This is a genomic window from Longibacter salinarum, from assembly GCF_002554795.1.
Classification (GTDB): Bacteria; Bacteroidota; Rhodothermia; order Rhodothermales; family Salinibacteraceae; genus Longibacter; species Longibacter salinarum.
Window position 1 is genome coordinate 182,530 of the sequence record NZ_PDEQ01000001.1, and the last position, 16,897, is coordinate 199,426.

Annotated in this window: 15 protein-coding genes and 1 riboswitch; of the genes, 9 read left to right on the forward strand and 6 right to left on the reverse strand. The window is 60.0% G+C overall.

Annotated elements, in window-relative coordinates; translation table 11 throughout:
• The first annotated feature begins 40 nt into the window (after positions 1 to 40).
• The 5 genes from CRI94_RS00710 (at position 41) to CRI94_RS00730 (ending at position 4,748) form a co-directional block, all read left to right on the forward strand.
• Complete coding sequence (locus CRI94_RS00710; RefSeq protein ID WP_098073745.1) at positions 41 to 895, forward strand: alpha/beta hydrolase family protein; 855 nt, start codon at positions 41 to 43, stop codon at positions 893 to 895.
• A 182-nt stretch (positions 896 to 1,077) separates the two neighbouring features.
• Positions 1,078 to 1,539 (forward strand): methylglyoxal synthase, encoded by a 462-nt coding sequence (locus tag CRI94_RS00715; protein ID WP_098073746.1) that lies wholly within the window; start codon positions 1,078 to 1,080, stop codon positions 1,537 to 1,539.
• Between the two features lie 179 nt (positions 1,540 to 1,718).
• Positions 1,719 to 1,819, forward strand: a riboswitch (TPP riboswitch).
• A 123-nt stretch (positions 1,820 to 1,942) separates the two neighbouring features.
• Positions 1,943 to 2,656: a thiaminase II gene (gene tenA / locus CRI94_RS00720; RefSeq protein ID WP_098073747.1), complete on the forward strand. Its 714-nt coding sequence runs from the start codon at positions 1,943 to 1,945 to the stop codon at positions 2,654 to 2,656.
• A gap of 343 nt (positions 2,657 to 2,999) precedes the next feature.
• On the forward strand, positions 3,000 to 3,794 hold the full coding sequence (locus CRI94_RS00725; protein ID WP_098073748.1) for a GNAT family N-acetyltransferase: 795 nt from the start codon (positions 3,000 to 3,002) through the stop codon (positions 3,792 to 3,794).
• Positions 3,795 to 3,830: 36 nt separating this feature from the next.
• Positions 3,831 to 4,748, forward strand: coding sequence for a lysophospholipid acyltransferase family protein (locus tag CRI94_RS00730; protein ID WP_098073749.1), 918 nt, complete (start codon positions 3,831 to 3,833; stop codon positions 4,746 to 4,748).
• Between the two features lie 33 nt (positions 4,749 to 4,781).
• On the opposite strand, the gene msrA is transcribed toward CRI94_RS00730, so the two are convergent.
• The 5 genes from msrA to mce all read right to left on the reverse strand — a co-directional run bounded on the left by msrA (position 4,782) and on the right by mce (position 9,291).
• Positions 4,782 to 5,477 (reverse strand): peptide-methionine (S)-S-oxide reductase MsrA, encoded by a 696-nt coding sequence (msrA, locus tag CRI94_RS00735; protein ID WP_098074276.1) that lies wholly within the window; start codon positions 5,475 to 5,477, stop codon positions 4,782 to 4,784.
• A gap of 47 nt (positions 5,478 to 5,524) precedes the next feature.
• Positions 5,525 to 6,115: a peptide-methionine (R)-S-oxide reductase MsrB gene (gene msrB, locus CRI94_RS00740; protein WP_098073750.1), complete on the reverse strand. Its 591-nt coding sequence runs from the start codon at positions 6,113 to 6,115 to the stop codon at positions 5,525 to 5,527.
• 301 nt (positions 6,116 to 6,416) lie between these two features.
• A complete protein-coding gene (locus CRI94_RS00745) occupies positions 6,417 to 7,028 on the reverse strand; it encodes a hypothetical protein (protein ID WP_098073751.1) in 612 nt (203 codons plus the stop codon).
• 60 nt (positions 7,029 to 7,088) lie between these two features.
• Positions 7,089 to 8,090: an aldo/keto reductase gene (locus CRI94_RS00750; protein ID WP_098073752.1), complete on the reverse strand. Its 1,002-nt coding sequence runs from the start codon at positions 8,088 to 8,090 to the stop codon at positions 7,089 to 7,091.
• Between the two features lie 43 nt (positions 8,091 to 8,133).
• Positions 8,134 to 9,291 carry a methylmalonyl-CoA epimerase gene (gene mce, locus CRI94_RS00755; protein WP_098073753.1) on the reverse strand — a complete coding sequence of 386 codons (1,158 nt, stop codon included), beginning with the start codon at positions 9,289 to 9,291 and terminating at the stop codon, positions 8,134 to 8,136.
• Positions 9,292 to 9,574: 283 nt separating this feature from the next.
• Here mce and CRI94_RS00760 point away from each other — a divergent pair, with 283 nt between their 5' ends.
• Positions 9,575 to 10,603 carry a cation diffusion facilitator family transporter gene (locus CRI94_RS00760; protein WP_245846019.1) on the forward strand — a complete coding sequence of 343 codons (1,029 nt, stop codon included), beginning with the start codon at positions 9,575 to 9,577 and terminating at the stop codon, positions 10,601 to 10,603.
• A 114-nt stretch (positions 10,604 to 10,717) separates the two neighbouring features.
• Here the strand turns inward: CRI94_RS00760 and mdh are convergent, their stop codons facing one another.
• Positions 10,718 to 11,662, reverse strand: a complete 945-nt coding sequence (gene mdh, locus CRI94_RS00765; protein ID WP_098073754.1) for a malate dehydrogenase — start codon at positions 11,660 to 11,662, stop codon at positions 10,718 to 10,720.
• Positions 11,663 to 12,086: 424 nt separating this feature from the next.
• On the opposite strand from mdh, the gene CRI94_RS00770 reads away from it, so the two are divergent.
• From CRI94_RS00770 to CRI94_RS00780, 3 genes are all read left to right on the forward strand, one after another.
• Entirely contained in the window at positions 12,087 to 14,132 is a 2,046-nt protein-coding gene (locus CRI94_RS00770) for a S9 family peptidase (RefSeq protein WP_179862095.1), read from the forward strand.
• Positions 14,133 to 14,197: 65 nt separating this feature from the next.
• Positions 14,198 to 15,112 carry a 5'-nucleotidase, lipoprotein e(P4) family gene (locus CRI94_RS00775; protein ID WP_098073756.1) on the forward strand — a complete coding sequence of 305 codons (915 nt, stop codon included), beginning with the start codon at positions 14,198 to 14,200 and terminating at the stop codon, positions 15,110 to 15,112.
• 49 nt (positions 15,113 to 15,161) lie between these two features.
• Positions 15,162 to 16,853 carry a DEDD exonuclease domain-containing protein gene (locus tag CRI94_RS00780; protein WP_098073757.1) on the forward strand — a complete coding sequence of 564 codons (1,692 nt, stop codon included), beginning with the start codon at positions 15,162 to 15,164 and terminating at the stop codon, positions 16,851 to 16,853.
• Positions 16,854 to 16,897 lie beyond the last annotated feature (44 nt).

A 16,897-nucleotide genomic window follows, 5' to 3' on the forward strand; every position in this document is an offset into this window, starting at 1 on the left:
CGTTGCGAACGCATCCGACCTCATCATACACGATCCGACCATGTCAACTGAGCTCCGAGAGGCCTCTTTTTCGACCGAAAACGTGCACGGCGACGTTGTGCACGGCGATCTTCGATGGCTGGAGGATGGACGCGTAAAACCGGTCGTCATCTTCTGTCACGGCTTTAAGGGCTTCAAGGATTGGGGCCCGTTTCCAGAGTGGGGACGCGAGCTCGCCCGCTCGGGATTTGTGGCTGTCCATTTCAACTTTAGCTACAACGGCGTCACGCCGGAGCATCCGACCGAGTTCGTCGACCTCGACGCGTTTGCGGACAACACCTACACGCGCGAACTCGATGACGTGGCAGCGGTGACCGATTACATCGTTGATGGAGCGGATGGTATCGCGCCCATCGACGTTGAGCGTATCGGGCTGATGGGGCATTCGCGCGGTGGGGGCATCGCGATCCTGCACGCGGAGCGAAGCGAGGTGATCAAGTCGCTCGTGACGTGGTCGGCCGTCGATACGTTCTTTGGTCGGTTCGGGCGCGAACGTATCCGCGACTGGAAGGAGCAGGGGTATACCGAGGTCAGGAATAGTCGCACGGGGCAGACCATGCGCCTGAACAAAGTTCTGTACGATGATACCGAGGCCCATCGAGACCTGCTCGACATCACGAGTGCCGCGGGTCGCGTGGACATTCCCTGGATGATTGTTCACGCTACAGATGATGAATCCGTCGACGTTGCAGCTGCCCGCCGCCTTGCCGACGCGCAGCCGGAGGCGATTTTTCTCGAAGCATCCGGCGGTCACACGTTTGGAGGGGCGCATCCCCATGAAAACGACGTTCCTGCGACGTTGCGGGAGGTGTGGAACGCGACGCTTTCGCATTTCAACCAGACGCTCATGCTTTGATGTATGTCACGCTCGAGGGAATTGTGCTCCCTGTGTAGATTGCATTAAGCAAAGCGCTCCCGGACCGCTGAGGCGGGACCTGGGGGAGGAAGACAGGGTTGGAGCGCGCAACTCGGCCCGGGTTGGATCGCATATCGAACCGGGTTCTCTGCAACAGAACGCGGCGGCGACGTCGCATCTGAATGGATACACTTCGTCCTTTGACTCCAGCTACCAAACGCATCGCTCTGGTGGCTCATGATCACAAGAAAAAGGACCTGCTCGAATGGGCACGATTTAATCGGGACGGCCTGGCCGAGCATCAGTTGGTCGCAACCGGCACTACCGGCCGCATTCTTGAAGAAGAGCTCGATATCCCCGTCCACCGACTTCAGAGTGGGCCGCTCGGAGGGGATCAGCAGCTTGGCGCCATGATCGCGAATGGCGACATCGACGTATTGATTTTCTTCTGGGATCCTCTCGAACCGATGCCACACGATCCGGACGTGAAGGCCCTCCTTCGCATTGCCGTCGTCTGGAATATTCCGATCGCCTGTAACCGGGCGTCGGCAGATTACCTGTTCTCTTCGCCGCTGGTGGAGGCGACGTACGACCGACGCGTACCGGATTTCACGGAGCACAGTGAACGGTCGGTCGCTGCCTAGCTGTCCGTTCATAACATTTCGGCCTGGTGAACCGGCAGGATCTGCTAGCGCGGGGCCTGCCGGTTTTTTTGGCCAAGAACGTCCCAATTGATGGCGGGCTACATCTGATCTTCGCACCGGGTAGCATCAAAAAGGGGACTGCTGGTTGCAATCGTCGCCATCGTCGCTGTACATTCGCAGTGCGAAGCTAGGGGTGCCGCCCGTCGAACCGGGCGGCTGAGAAAGACCCTTGGAACCTGATCCGGTTCGTACCGGCGAAGGAAAGCTTCACTCCGGTCTTCTTGATGGCTCGTGACGTCGATCCACGAAAGGATGCGCTTGCATCCGCGTGTTCACGTATCCAGCACGACCTGACTCCCCGGCTTCGCGTCATTCGATCCTTTCTGACGCAATCTCTAGCCTTATGGAGTCGCCCACACTGACCGAAAACCGTCCCTACACCGTTCCGCCGTTTGCGAAGGAATGCCTGGAGGCGGCCGGTGAGGCCTGGCATGCCGCCCACGACCACGCATTTGTCCAGGCCCTGGCCGACGGCTCGCTCGACAGCGACCGTTTCCGGTTTTACCAGATGCAGGATGCCCGGTATCTCGAGGCCTTTGCCGATGCCACGTCCATCATCTCGACGCGCTGCACAGATCCCGACGACAAGCTGTGGTTCATCGAGGCCGCGCAGATGGCCGTGGTTGTCGAACAGGAACTGCATGCCGGATACGGTGAGGAACTCGGCTACGACGCAGACGATGTCGCTCAGCTTGAGCTCACCCCGAACAATCGCGCCTACCAGAACCATATGATCGCCTCGGCCCACACCGGGTCGCTCGTAGAGGCCGTGGCTGCGATTACGCCCTGCCCGTGGCTATACGTTGACCTGGGTCAGCAGCTTGAGGCGGAGATGGGAGAGGTGCCAGAAAGCCACCCGTACGCTGAATGGCTGGAAATGTATCGCGATCCAGCGTTCAACGAGTACATGGATCATCTGCTTGAGCGCTTGCACCGCTTCGCCGTCGCGGCAGATCCGGCTGCCCGTGAACGAGCGAAAGAACTCTTTGTCCTGAGCGTTCGCTACGAGTGGATGTTCTGGGATCAGTCCTGGACGAAGCAGGAATGGCCCGTGTAGGATGATGGTCAGAAAATAGATGGACGAGCGGCGTCGCTGGGGATGAATCAGGCGACGCCGCTTTCGTATGCGGACGCGGGTTAAGTACACCGGATTCGTAGCCAGACAGCTCCATTCGGGGGAGAAAACATCCAAGTAGCATGAAGCCTGCGCGGAAGTTACAGCACGACTGGAACGTGCGCGACGTAACTCGTACGTTTCATACGGTGCAAGCGACTATACGTGATAACCTGCATCCCCACAGCGTCTTTTTTCGCTATACCGTCCGGTGCCATTACCGGGAGCACACTCCTGACGCGGCTCTCCGCTCCGGTCGAAAGACATTTACCTTGCTCCTCCCCTCATGGCCTCCTCTGATACGACGTCTTATCCGGTATTCGAAGATCTGATTCCGGATGTCGATTCCACAGCCGATCACTATGAGATAGCCTTTGCGCGAAGCGAGGAGGATCTGGTCGAAGTCCAGCGTCTTCGCTTTGACGTGTTCAATGTTGAGCTGGACGAAGGACTGGAAGAGTCGTTCGAAAGCGGACGCGATATCGACGCGTTCGACAACACCTGTCATCACCTCCTGGTGCGAGATCAGACCGACGGTGCGATCGTTGGCACCTACCGCATGCAGACGTATGAGATGGCACACTCCGGTCTCGGCTTTTACTCGTCAACGGAGTTTGACCTTTCCGAGTGGCCGGAATCCGTTACGCACAACGCGGTCGAGCTCGGTCGCGCCTGTATAGCGAAAGAGCATCGGTCGCTGCCCGTTCTCAACCTGCTCTGGAGAGGGCTCGGATCTTATCTCCGGCATTCTGGCTGCCGCTACCTCTTCGGCTGCTCGTCTCTAACAAGCCAGGATCCGCGGGAAGGGATCGCCATGCTCAAGTATTTTCAGGAGAAGGGGATGATGCATCCCGAGCTCCACGTCACGCCGCAGCCTGGCTACGAATGCAAGGTCGAAGGCGAGGTTGCAACCGCAACGGCCAGCGATGTCCCACGTCTCATGCGCGTCTACATCAGTACGGGTGCTCGCATGTGTGGGCCGCCTGCGATCGACCGTGAATTTGGTACCATCGACTTTCTGACATTCTACGATATCAAAAACCTTGAGCCGAGTGCCGCCCGGTTCTTCGGATATCGCTAGTCGGACCTGCGTTTTTCCTGGCCCCATCGGTTAATCATGACTCGCCCTTCCTCGACGACCGCGGATTCTGCTGCTTCAGCCTTGACGAAGCCCGCCGATCAGTTCGTTCCGCCGGCGTCCGTGATCGGAAACATCCGCGCAGCGATCCGCCTCGTGGGCATCGTGCTGTGGACGGTCTCCAGCTGTATCACATACGTGGTGCCATTCGATCTGCTGTGTGATGCAGAACGGAAAGGGTGGCTTCCGTGGCCGGGCGTCCATGCGGTGCGGGCCCGTGTGGTGAAGTTCTTTTTCCGCGTCGTGCAGTACATCATCGGACTGCGGATTCACGCAGAGGGGGACGAGCCGACGCCGCCATTCTTACTTGTCTCCAATCATCTGGGCTATCTGGATGTCTTCGTCTTCATGAGTCATCTCGCGTGCGCTCTCGTGGCAAAGCGAGAGGTGCGGAGTTGGCCTCTGGTAGGGTACCTCGTCAAAATCGGCGGGACGATCTTCATCGACAGAAACTCGCGCCGCGATGTGCTGCGCATCAACGACCGGCTCGAGACAGCCATGCAGCGTGGTCAGGGCGTGATCGTCTTCCCAGAAGGCACCTCGACCGCCGGCGACCAGGTGCTACCGTTTCGGGCTTCACTGCTTGCGCCCATCGCAGCATCCGACCGACCGGTGTATTACGCCAGCCTGACGTATCGCACACCGGGCGAAGAGGCGCCGGCCTATCAGACCACGGCATGGTGGGGCGATATGGAGTTCGCGCCGCACTTCTGGCGTATGCTGGCCGTCCCGCGCATCGATGCCCATGTTCACTTCGGGCGCATCGATGGGGACACGGACGATCGGAAGGAGATCGCCGAGCGGCTTACGACGGTCGTCCGTTCGCATTTCGAACCAATTCCCGGGGCAGACCAAGCGGTTGAGATCGCACAGCCTACATATCTCCGCCGCGCCTGAGCATTTGTCTATGGCCCTGGATTTTGCCGTGAGTCATCTTGACTCCTTCGGAGGCGCATTTCCTTCATCGCCCCACAGCGCTTTGAGACGGGCGTCGCGGCCGCAGCCCTCACGGTAGGAATCATAGCGCCCCGGATCCTTCTTATAGAAGTTCTGGTGGTAGTCCTCGGCCACATAGAACGCATTCAGTTCGAGCACGTCGACGACGATCGGCCGGTCGAATCGACTCTGGGCCTCGTCTTTCGATGCCAGCGCAGCTTCCTTGTGGTCCGGGTGAGCGGGAGAAACGAAGATCTCGGGTCGGTACTGGGCGCCGCGGTCGCAGAACTGTCCGTTCTCGTCGAGCGGGTCCACGTTCCGCCAGTAGACGTACAGGAGACGGTCGATGCCCACCTTGGTCGTGTCGTATGCGATTTGAACCGTTTCCGTGTGGTCGGTCTGGCCACTGGCGACCTGCCGGTACGACGGGTTTTCGACGGTGCCGCCAGCGAAGCCTGAAATCGTGCTCAGAACGCCTTCCGTACGGTCAAACGGCGGCTCCATGCACCAAAAGCATCCGCCGGCAAACCAGACGGTGTCCACGACTGCGGGATCCACGTCGGTTGTGTCGGTAACCGCCTCTGGTGCGCTGTCGGCGCGAGCCTCTGTGTCGGCGTCCTGACAGCCGATTGTCACGGTGAGGACGAGTAGGACGAGCAGCGAGGAGAAGAAGGACGGGAGAGATTTCATCGATGGCGTATGCTGGACCGGGAGGAAAGACGAGATGACGTACATGCCTACGACCGAAGATCGGGCAGCGACTCTCCTTCGGGGACGAAGCTCAGGGCGAGTCCGTTGTTGCAGTAGCGAAAGCCGGTGGGATCCGGGCCGTCGGTGAAGACGTGTCCCTGGTGACCTCCGCAGCGTGCGCAGTGGTACTCCGTTCGTTGCATCGCGAGCTTGTTGTCGACTTTTGTCCCTACACGCCCCGGGAGTGGCGCCCAGAAACTCGGCCAGCCGGTTCCGCTCTCGTACTTTGTCACGGACGGGAAAAGGGGAAGGTAGCAGGCGGCGCAGATGTACGTTCCGCGCCGGTCCTCATCCAGCAGCGGACTCGAGTTGCGGGGCTCGGTCGCTTCTTCGAAGAGAACCTGGTACGCTTGCGCCGAGACCTCGTCCCTCCACGCCTCCTCCGCTTTGTTCAGCCGATCGACTGAGAACGTGTCGCGATGGATCCATAGCGAATCTGCGCGAACGGGAGCGATGTAGGTCGAATCCGAGGCGGCGGTCTTCGGAACGCCGGCGGACTGGCTTTTCCCGCAGGCGGCGAGAAGGGTTGGTCCGGCCGCGAGAACAGCGATCCTGGAGAGAAAGGCACGGCGATCCATGTCGGAAGAGAGTCGGTGAGAAGATCCGGGGTGATACGATGCCGAGGGCATCTGAGCGGTCTGTCGATCTATGATGTATTGAAGTTACGGTACTGTCCACAGGGAAGTTGTTGACGCGCTCGCAACGTGTTAGAGACAGAAACCGCGTGAGGAAGGACGCACGCGGCAAAGCATTCGTGTACGGCGCAACGAGAAAACGGCCGAAGCCGCTACTTTCGTGCGTACTTCAGCCGAGTTGATGTGACCGTAATGAAACGAGGTTCGACCAGCGACCGTCGTCGGTTGCTTTGACAGCTGATGCTCACGAAAAATCGTCGTCCGAGAACGCGTTATTCCTTTCGCGGTCGAATGGAGCGGGCTCATCCCGCGTAGGCGGCGTTTCGAATCGGGAAGGGGAGTCGGAGGTCTCCTCGTCCGGTCGCCCGTCCGATTCCGGAGCGGCGGGGGCTTTCCGTCCGGTGCAGGTGATCTGAAAATGAATCGTATCCACAGAACCGAAGCCGACCAGCTGGAGCTCGACGATGATGCCCAGGCGTCCGTTCACCAGCGCCGGCTGCGTCCCGGTTACGGACTGTCCGCCCCCGGTGGCCCCTCGGCTCGGGATCCGAATCATGCCCATGTCGCCTGCTACAAAGACGGCGATCTGGTCAACGTCGGCCATCGGAGGACCGATATTCTTCACTACGATCGTAAATCGCTCCGTCCCCGCGCCGTGCTCATTCTCGGGAAACGTGCCCGCGTCCGGGCCACCGGCTCGCTCACTCCCCGTGTGCGCTGTGCCCGTGAGCGTCAGCTGGACACGGTCGTTCTCGATTGGAAGCTCGACCTTCTGTACCGGCGGCACCGGTTCGTAAACCAGTGTATCTTCCGGGTAGCTTGTCTCTAAAGCGACGGCAGGGGTGGACTCGGACATAGAGGGTGGAGCACGGAAATACGATAGATTCAACGATAACAAGGCGAGCGCGACCGTCTTCTAACGCGTGCCGTACGTGTGCTCAGACCGCTCCTCGATTCGGTCGGTCGCCGGCGGTGGGGTGGGGGAGAGTTCGCTGATCTCCTCGCGCAGTTCCGGCGTCATGTTAATATTGAGCGCCCCGAGCGAACCCTCGAGTTGGTCTACGTTGCGGGCTCCGATAATGGGGGCTGTCACGCCGGGGTGATGCGCCACCCACGCCACAGCGAGCGAAACCGGGTCGAATCCATTGTCACGGGCAAATGCGGCGAAGCGTTCGGCCACGCGGTAGTTCACATCTTCGCCATAGCGGGTCTGGTACATCTGGTTTTCCACGAGTCGACCATTATCGGGGCGGTCGTCGACGCCATACTTTCCGGTCAGCAGTCCGCCGCCGAGCGGAGAGTACGGCGTGACGGCGAGCGACTCGGACTGTGCCATCGGAAGGATCTCCACCTCGGCCTGTCGTTTGGCGAGATTGTACATGGGCTGGACAACATGAAAGGGGCTCCATCCCTCGCGCGCCTGGATCCCGAGCGCTTTTGCGACCTGCCACGCCGCGAAGTTGCTAGCGCCGAGGTAGAGGACCTTGCCCTGCCGGACGAGGTCATCCAGCGCACGCAGTGTCTCATAGAGGGACGTTTCGTCGTCGAAGCGGTGCACGAAGAAGACATCGATACGGTCGGTGCCCAGGCGCTTCAGGCTGTTCTCTACAGCGCGCACGAGATGGTAGCGAGAGGACCCGCGTGCATTCGGGTCATCACCTGTTGGGAAATAGGCTTTCGTCGTGATTACGACCTCGTCCCGGCAGTCCGCGATCAGGTCTCCAAGGATTTCCTCTGAGCGACCGTCGACATAGACGTTCGCGCAGTCGAACATGTTGATGCCGGCATCGCGGCAGAGGTGAAACATGGCTGCGGAGGTCTCGCGGTCGGCGATCCCGCCGAACGACATTGTGCCGAAGCAGAGAGGCGAAACTTTAACGCCTGTAGAGCCGAGATAGCGGTGGGACGGAAGTTGCATACGGTTCGCGTTGCGATAAAGGATGGAGAGAAAGAGGGGGCGATCAGTCGGTGAACCAGCTGGAAAGGGTTGTGCAGAGTCGATCCAGGGGGGCAAGCGGCAAGGCGTGATGCGATCCGCGCAGAACCTCAAGCCGCGCGTCGGGAAGCAAGTTGTGGAGCGCCAGGGTAGCCGAGAGCGGGAACAGGTCGTCCTGGTCGACACATGAAATGAGGGCGGGCCGGTCGACCGCTTCGGCCATCTGTTTCATCCGCGGAGTTTGCTCCGGAAGCGTTGCAACCCACTCCTGCATGTGATCAAAGAGAGCACGCCAGTCAAGATGGTGAGCGGACAGGTGCTCCGTGAGGCGTGCATTCTGTTTCGTCAGAAGGTCAGCATCCAGTCGGGCTTGCATCGACGCAACAATGTCCTGCGACCATGTCACGTTGGCTCCATGTGCCGCGACCCGTCCGACGCGATCGGGATGTTGCTGGGCAAACCCGAGCGCAACATTCCCGCCCATCGAGAAGCCGAACAGGTCGGCCTGTTGTAACTCGAGGGTGTCCATGACAATCTCGACATCCTCGGCGTACGCATCGAACGAAATGGGATCGGTCGACGCGGTCGATGAACCGTGCCCGCGAAAGTCGAGCGCGATGACCTGGAACTGGGTCTCCAGCTTGCGCATCAGGGGGGCAGTCTCCAGTGATGTGCACCCTGCTGCGCCGTGCAGTAGAAGCAGCGGCGGCTGGTGGTCGCTCCCGGACGTGTAGACCGCCAGCTCGTGATCCCCTGCATCAATCATGTGCGGCTCGGGTCGGATGGGCGCTGAGCCGCAGAATTCGACCAGCACCCCATGCGTCTGTTTGGGGTGGAGAAAGAAAATGCGTTTTCCGTCAGCACCGGGAGTCGGTTCATCTCCGAGCGGCGTGTAACCAGCGTCTTGTAGGCGCTCGAAGGTGGCGTCTACGTCATCTACCTGGAACGCGAGGTGGTGCAGGCCTTCGCCTCGCTTCTTCAGGTACCCGGCGATCGGACCATCCTCGTTCGTAGATTCCAGCAACTCCAGCTTTGCGGTCCCGGCATTGATGAAGTGCGTCTGGACGTGCTGCGACGCGACGGACTCCACCTTATAGGGGAGCACATCGAGCAGGTCCTGGTAGAGCGAACGAACCGCATCGGCATCGTCGACGGCTATTCCGATATGTTCGAGCTGAGGCATACAGATAAAACGATTAAATACAGGGGAATCGGCCGGCTGGTCACGCGAAGGGGGCCGTGGGGCATGCCAAAGATCGGAAGGGAAGGGGAGGGTTGCAACGTGTGGGTTGAAGGGACCCGGAGATCCGTCGATTCTCCGTTCGAATCGCTACATTGCCTCGAGGCGTCTAGCCAAAACCAGAACTTTGTGGGGACACTCCGGGATGAGTCGTGTGCGGAATCAAGGCACGGGCGTGTTCGTTTGCATATCTCTCGACCGTTGTCCCGCACGAACCCCACCCGGAATGACCGCGAAAGAGACGATCGGTGACCCGTCCCTGGCCGAGCGGCGCCGTAAGCATCGGAAGGCCAAGATGAGCGAACGACGTACCGCCCGTCGACGCGCGATGGGGTTGAGCATCATCGTCTCGTTCATCATGCTGGCGGGGAAAGTCATTGCGGCGCAACTGACCGGAAGTGCCGCCATCTTCTCCGATGCCGCGGAGTCCGTCGTTCATCTTTTCGCGACCGGGTTTGCGAGCTTCAGCCTCTGGTATGCCGCCACGCCGCCCGACTCCAACCATCCGTATGGCCACGGTAAAGTTGCGTACTTCGCTTCCGCGGTTGAGGGCGTGCTGATTCTTGTCGCAGCCGTCGGAATCGTCTGGACGTCGGTCAATGACCTCCTGACGGGAGCCGAACTGCAGCGACTGAACATCGGCCTATACCTGCTCGCGGGCCTCACAGCGATCAACCTCGGGCTCGGCTGGTACCTCGTTCGCACCGGTCGGGAGACCAATAGCATCGTTCTGGTGTCAAACGGCCAGCACGTGCTCACCGATATGTGGACGAGCCTCGGTGTGATCGTCGGCGTCGGGCTCGTCTGGCTTACGGGCGTCTCGTGGCTCGATCCGTTGGTGGCTCTCCTCGTCGCCGGCAACATACTGTGGACGGCGTACGGTCTTCTCCGGAGGAGCATATACGGTCTGATGGATAAGGCGGACGGAGACGCGACGCAGCAAATTCTCGATGTTCTGGCGTCTGCCAAGGAGCAAGGCCTGATCGCAGACTTCCACCAGGTGCGGCATCGGCGCACGGGGGACGAAGTGTGGATCGAGTACCACCTGATGTTTCCCGGCGACATGACGATTCACGACGCGCACGACCGCTCCCATCGCGTCGAGGACGAGGTCGACCGGCTCTTTCCGGACGACGACGTGCACGTGACGGCACATCTCGAGCCTCGGAAACACGACGCCGCCCACCCCGATCACCACTACGAACCGGCTGACCCGTTGCGTGACGTCTTCTTCGATCTCCGCGGCGGCGACTGAGTGATCCATCAGACAACGTCGTAGGCATAGAAAAACGGCCGATCTCCGACAATGGGAGACCGGCCGTTTTCGTTTTGCTACACGTTGCCAAATGATTGGCAACGGCAAGCCGCGTTATCCGATCGCTCCTTCGCTCTTCAGACGCTCCAGGTTGTCGAGGTTGTCCTGGACGTGATCGGCGGACGTCTGCATGAGGTCCTGCTCGTCGTCCGACAGGTCGACCTCGATGATTTCTTCGACGCCGTCCTTGCCGAGCTTGACCGGCACGCCAATGAACATGTCGTTCAGGCCATACTCGCCGTCGCAGTATGCTGCGGCCGGGAGGACGCGCTTGTTGTCCTTGATGATGGCTTCGGCCATTTCCGCTGCGGCCGCGCCCGGGGCGTACCAGGCCGAGGTGCCCATCATGTTGACGATTTCGCCGCCGCCACCTTTCGTGCGCTCCACGATGCTTTCGATCGTTTCGTCATCAAGCATCTCCGTGACCGGGATGCCGCCGATCGTGGTGTAGCGGGGGAGCGGAACCATGGTGTCGCCGTGACCGCCCATCAGGAGGGCCTGGATGTCGCGGACGGATACGCCGAGCTCCATGGAGAGAAAGGCGCGGTAGCGAGCCGTATCCAGCACGCCGGCCATTCCCATCACGTGATTCGATTCGAACTCGCTGGCCGTGTACGCCACATAGGTCATCACGTCGAGCGGGTTCGACACGATGATCAGTTTCGCGTTCGGGCTTCCTTTTTTGAACTGGTTCGTGACCGACGAGACGATCTCGGCGTTCTTGGCCAGCAGGTCGTCCCGGCTCATACCCGGCTTGCGCGGCAGTCCGGCCGTGATGATGCACACCTCGGAGCCCTCAGTGGCGTCGTATTCGTTTGTGCCGGTAATGGTGGTGTCGAAGCCGTGGATCGGGGCCGACTCCATCATGTCCAGGGCCTTACCCTGCGGCATGCCTTCCTGAATGTCGACCATGACCACCTCCTTGGCCATGTCCTTGCGTGCGACGCACTCTGCTGCTGTTGCGCCGACGTTTCCTGCACCGATAACGGTAACTTTCATAGGGTCCTCTGTTGCCGTGAATGAAGAAGTGCGAATGTGTGTCTCGGTCGTGCATCGCCCGCGAGCCGGACGCTGCGCTCGCGAACGGGTCATAAAATCGTGGTCGTGCTTGCTTAGCCTGGACTGCGCAGCCCGGCATCCACCGTGAAAAACGAATCTTATCGCCTGGTCAGGCGGCGGAAAGCCAGATCGCACAACATATCCATGGAGGCAAAAAAGGAGTCCGCATGATCACGTGCCAACACACGCAAACAAGAATCGACAAAAAGCGCTTTTCCTTGCTGTGCCACGCGTGCAGACCACTCGAAAATGAGTTTGGTCGTGCTTCCTCTGCTTGCGTTCCGCCGGTGTGGTGTGCATTCTATAAGTGGTAGGCTCTCTGCGCATGGTATCAACATTCCGCCAAACTTTCTTCGATCTCTGTATGACGTTCGTGTCGCGGTCTCTTGCAACGCTCGTCTGTTTGACCATCCTCGTCTTCAGCATTGGGCCTCCACGTGCCGTGTCTCAAGAGGCTGAGGACGCCGACCCGTCGGCGGAAGCTGGATCCGGCGCACAGGGATGGACGCCGGAGCTGGCGATGCGCTTTCGGAATGCCGGGAGCGTCGCTGTTTCGCCTGAAGGAGATCAGGTCGCGTACACGGTCAGAGACGCGATCATGGATGAGTCGACCTCGGAGTACCGCACGCAGATCTGGATCGTGGCATCCGACGGATCGGACAATCGACAGCTCACACGTGGCGAACATTCGTCGGGCAGCCCCGCGTTTTCTCCTGACGGACGGTATCTCGCTTTTACAAGAGGAGAGGATGAGGCGCCACAGGTATTCGTGCTCCCGCTGAATGGCGGCGAGGCGATGCAGGTGACGGACGCCGAAACCGGTGTACGGAGCTTCAAGTTTTCGCCCCACGGTTCGACCATTGCCTACACGATGACCGAGCCCAAATCGAAGGAGGAGAAGGCGCGGGAGAAGGAGAAGCGCGACGTTCAGGTCGTGGATGAGGAGTATCGATACGCCCACCTGTTCACGACGGATATCAAAGCGCACGACGATTCGACGCGAACCGTTACGCAGCTGACGGGAGGGGAGCGTCACGTCCGATCCTTCGACTGGATGCCGGATGGGTCGACGGTTGTTTTCGCTCATCAGCCAGCCCCCACGATCAACTCTGGCTTCACTGAGGCCGATATCTCAAGTGTACCGGCGGATAGCGGTGCCGTGACGACTCTCGTTGAGCGTCCGGGTGTCGATGGCTCCCCGCTGGTATCCCCGGACGGATCAATGATCGCGTTTACCTCCAACGGTGGCGAAATCGCACCGGTTGGCCTCTCGGATGTGTACGTCATGTCGAGCGACGGTAGCGACGTTCGGCAACTGGGGGAAACGCTTGACCGACAGGCCTCGATCGTTGGCTGGATGCCGGATGGGGACGGCCTTCTCACGACAGAAACGCAGGGCACAACGCGACCGGTTTTTGACGTCCCACTCGATGGCTCAGCGCCGATGATGCTGCTTGACGAAGCGGGTGTGTACGGGTCAGCCGCCGTTTCTGACGACGGAACCGTCATGGCTTTCACACACCAGACGACGACCGAGCCGGAGGAGGTGTTCGCTGCGAACATCGACGGAGAGAATCGGCGTCAGCTGTCGAAAGTCAACGTCGATATCCCGAAACCTGAGATGGGACGTACGGAGGTTGTGAGCTGGGAAAGTTCGGATGGCTTCACGATCGAAGGTCTGATCACGTACCCCGTCGGCTACGAGGACGGGGACCGCGTTCCGCTTGTGGTGGACGCGCATGGCGGACCGAACGGGGCGCACGTTCAGGACTTCACCGGAGACGGTGACATCTACATGGCGCAGGTGTTCGCAGAGAACGGCTATGCTGTGCTGCGGCCGAACGTCCGCGGAAGTGCCGGCTACGGAAAGGACTTTCGATATGCCAACGTCCGCGACTGGGGATACGGTGACTTGAACGACATCATGACCGGCGTCGACGCGATGATTGAGCGTGACGTTGCCCATCCGGATAGTCTCGTGCTCATGGGATGGAGCTACGGCGGCTACATGACGTCGTTTGCTGTGACGCAGACCGATCGCTTCCAGGCCGCGAGCATGGGCGCCGGACTGCCGAACCTGATCAGCATGGTGGGAACGACGGACATCCCCGACTACCTCGTGGCCCACATGGGGGGCGAGTACTGGACTGAAATGCAGACCTACGAGAAGCACTCGGCGGTCTACCACATCGATAACGTCACGACGCCGACGCAGGTGCTTCATGGCGCGCAGGACGATCGCGTGCCGACGCGTCAGGGGCAGGAATTCTACCGCGCTCTCAAGCGCCGGGGCATCGACACGGAGATGGTCCTTTACCCTCGGACGCCGCACGGTCCTCGCGAGCCGAAGTTGCTTATGGACGTCACACCGCGCATTCTCGACTGGTTCAACGAACATCTCAATCGGTAAACTATCGACCCGATGTGGACCCGCGAAACTTGACTCTCCGATCCTTTTCCAACGCACGAATTTGTATGTCTCGATCTCTTGTTGCGGTCATTCTTGCTGCGTCTGTCTTTCTCTTCACGAGCTGCGGTACGTCCGGTGCAACCTATACGCATACGGAGGCAGATCAGATGAACGCCTCGATCGATAGCCTCCAGACAGCTGCCGATCTGCGCAATCCCAACCTGAACTCTACCCTGTGGCAGCAGACGGCCGTCGAGTACGAAGGCTTGACGCTTGGAATGTACCAGCTGGCACGGTTGATGCTCGATCGTGGGTTGACGGACTCGACGTGGACCGCCTCCCTCGAGCAGTCCCGGCAGGGAGCGAGCGTGTATCGCACGCTTCCCCCCGCGGTCGTTTTAGATGTGGACGAGACGGTTCTCGACAATTCTGCCTACCAGGCTCGCCTGATCCGCGACAACGATACCTATAATTCGTCGTCCTGGAAAGCATGGTGCCGTGAGGAGAAGGCCGACCCCGTCCCCGGCGCACTCGCCTTCACGAAAGCAGCTGCCGCCCGGGGCGTGCAGGTCATTTACCTAACGAATCGCGATTCCGACGTCGAGGCGGCCACCCGTGAGAATCTGCGTGCGCTCGGCTTTCCGCTGGATCCCGACGAAGACGTTATCCTGACACAGGGAGAGATGCCCGAGTGGACGTCGTCGAACAAGACGCCCCGCCGCGAAGCCGTCGCGGAAGCCTACCGCATCGTGCTGCTCATTGGAGATAACTTCGGTGACTTTGCCGGGGACGTGGATGTGAGCCTGTCCGAGAGACAGGAGATGGCGGAGCAGTACCAGGCCTACTGGGGAACGCGATGGATTACGCTTCCGAACCCGCAGTACGGTTCGTGGGAGGGAGCTACATTCGGGTTTGACTATAGCCTCCCGCCGCTGCAGAAGCTCAGAAACAAACACGACGCTCTTCGCCCCAAGCGGTAATTCCCTGCACAGGGACGTCAGCTCTCATTTGTAGAAAGAAGCACCTCGCATGACCATTGAAGACGCCACCTTCGTCGTCACGGATACGGAGACGACGGGGACGAAAGCTGCGTCCAATCGGGTGATCGAAATCGGCGCTGTGAAAGTCGAGGCCGGAGAGATCACCGATCGGTTTCAGCAATTGATCAATCCGGAGCGCACCATTCCGTCGCGCATCACGCATCTAACCGGCATCACGACCGGCATGGTGTTCGACAAGCCGACGATGGAGAACGTAATGCCGCAGTATCTCGACTTTCTCGGAGACGGTATTCTCGTCGCGCATAACCTTCCGTTCGACCTTCGCTTCCTGAACGCAGAGTGCAGTCGTCTCGGCCTTTCGGATCTCGAAAACCAGACGCTTTGCAGTCTCCGCCTCGCGCGGCGGCTCCTCCCGGGGCTTCGGTCGAAAGGGCTCAGCCGACTCGCGCAATTCTACGGGATCAACGTCAACGGGCGACATCGCGCGCTCGGAGATGCCGAGGCGACCGGGATCATCCTGAAGCGCTTTATTCGGCAACTCGACTTTGAGCACGACATCCATGAGGTCGACGAACTGCTCGCGTTTCAGAACCGAAAGTACACGAAGGTTCGGAAGGCGCCGAAGCACCTGAAGAAGCTCAGGGAAGACGTACTGCCTGATCTGCCCGATGCACCGGGCGTGTACTTCCTGAAAACGAGCAGCGGGAAGACGCTCTACATCGGGAAGGCCAAGCAGTTGTCAGATCGTGTGCGGAGCTACTTCACGGCGATCGAGTCGAAGGACGCCCGCAAGCGAAAGATGATGAGCAAGGTCCGACGCGTCGAGTGGACAGTCACCGACACGGAGCTCGAAGCGCTGTTGCTGGAATCGCGCCTGATTAAGGAGCAGAAGCCGTCGTACAACCGTGCGCAGAAGCGATACCGACATCGTCCGTTTATCAAGCTTCAGACGGACGAGGCCTTTCCACGCGTCGGATGGCAACGAGCCATTTCCGACGATGGTGCGGAATATTACGGCCCGCTCCGCAGTCGAAAGCAGGCGGAGCTGGTTATCGAGGTGATTAGCCGCTTCTTCGGACTGCGCGAGTGCGATGACTCCGAACTATCTCTCGGGCAGCGGTGCCTCTACGCGGATATGGAGAGGTGCACGGCACCGTGCGAGAACGAGGACGAAGAGCGGTACGCCGTGCAGGTCGACCGTGTGCGCGAGTTTCTGTGCGGGCAAGACACGTCGGTCCTCGACGAGCTCGAAGAGAGAATGCAGCAGGCATCACGACAACTCGAATTCGAGAAGGCGGCCACGTTCCGTGATTGGCTTCAGACGCTCGAACGCATGCTGGCGAAGCAGAAGGCGGTGGCTGCGCCTGTCCTCGACCACAATGCAGCACTTGTTCACCCCCATCAGGACGAGGGGACGGCAGACGTTCTCCTGGTTCGGTTTGGCAAGTTTGCCCGCTCGCTACGGGTGAACCTTCCGCTCTCGCCCGACCGGACATCGGATGTTGCGGGAGCCGTGGAATTCGTATTCGACGACGCAACGGTTCGGCCGGACGAACTCACCCGCCGTGACCAGGATGAGATCCGATTGCTGTCGCACTGGATGTACATGCACCGATCCGACCTTCTCTCCGTCCGACGAGGGGAGGGAGGCCTGGACGATTTCGTGACTCGAATCGTTGCGACCCTTAACCAGACAACGGATATGAAAGAGGCCGCCTAGAGCACGTTCGTGCAGAGCCAGTTATTCGGCGAACCGCGCCATGT

Excerpts from the sequence above, each read along its gene's own strand:
- msrB (WP_098073750.1), bottom strand. The coding sequence starts at position 6,115 with ATGGATCGCCGTGCCTTTCTCTCCAGGATCGCTGTTCTCGCGGCCGGA.
- CRI94_RS00780 (WP_098073757.1), top strand. The coding sequence starts at position 15,162 with ATGACCATTGAAGACGCCACCTTCGTCGTCACGGATACGGAGACGACG.
- mdh (WP_098073754.1), bottom strand. The coding sequence starts at position 11,662 with ATGAAAGTTACCGTTATCGGTGCAGGAAACGTCGGCGCAACAGCAGCA.
- msrA (WP_098074276.1), bottom strand. The coding sequence starts at position 5,477 with ATGAAATCTCTCCCGTCCTTCTTCTCCTCGCTGCTCGTCCTACTCGTC.
- CRI94_RS00770 (WP_179862095.1), top strand. The coding sequence starts at position 12,087 with ATGACGTTCGTGTCGCGGTCTCTTGCAACGCTCGTCTGTTTGACCATC.
- CRI94_RS00725 (WP_098073748.1), top strand. The coding sequence starts at position 3,000 with ATGGCCTCCTCTGATACGACGTCTTATCCGGTATTCGAAGATCTGATT.
- CRI94_RS00730 (WP_098073749.1), top strand. The coding sequence starts at position 3,831 with ATGACTCGCCCTTCCTCGACGACCGCGGATTCTGCTGCTTCAGCCTTG.
- CRI94_RS00750 (WP_098073752.1), bottom strand. The coding sequence starts at position 8,090 with ATGCAACTTCCGTCCCACCGCTATCTCGGCTCTACAGGCGTTAAAGTT.
- CRI94_RS00760 (WP_245846019.1), top strand. The coding sequence starts at position 9,575 with ATGACCGCGAAAGAGACGATCGGTGACCCGTCCCTGGCCGAGCGGCGC.
- CRI94_RS00710 (WP_098073745.1), top strand. The coding sequence starts at position 41 with ATGTCAACTGAGCTCCGAGAGGCCTCTTTTTCGACCGAAAACGTGCAC.
- CRI94_RS00775 (WP_098073756.1), top strand. The coding sequence starts at position 14,198 with ATGTCTCGATCTCTTGTTGCGGTCATTCTTGCTGCGTCTGTCTTTCTC.
- CRI94_RS00715 (WP_098073746.1), top strand. The coding sequence starts at position 1,078 with ATGGATACACTTCGTCCTTTGACTCCAGCTACCAAACGCATCGCTCTG.
- tenA (WP_098073747.1), top strand. The coding sequence starts at position 1,943 with ATGGAGTCGCCCACACTGACCGAAAACCGTCCCTACACCGTTCCGCCG.
- mce (WP_098073753.1), bottom strand. The coding sequence starts at position 9,291 with ATGCCTCAGCTCGAACATATCGGAATAGCCGTCGACGATGCCGATGCG.
- CRI94_RS00745 (WP_098073751.1), bottom strand. The coding sequence starts at position 7,028 with ATGTCCGAGTCCACCCCTGCCGTCGCTTTAGAGACAAGCTACCCGGAA.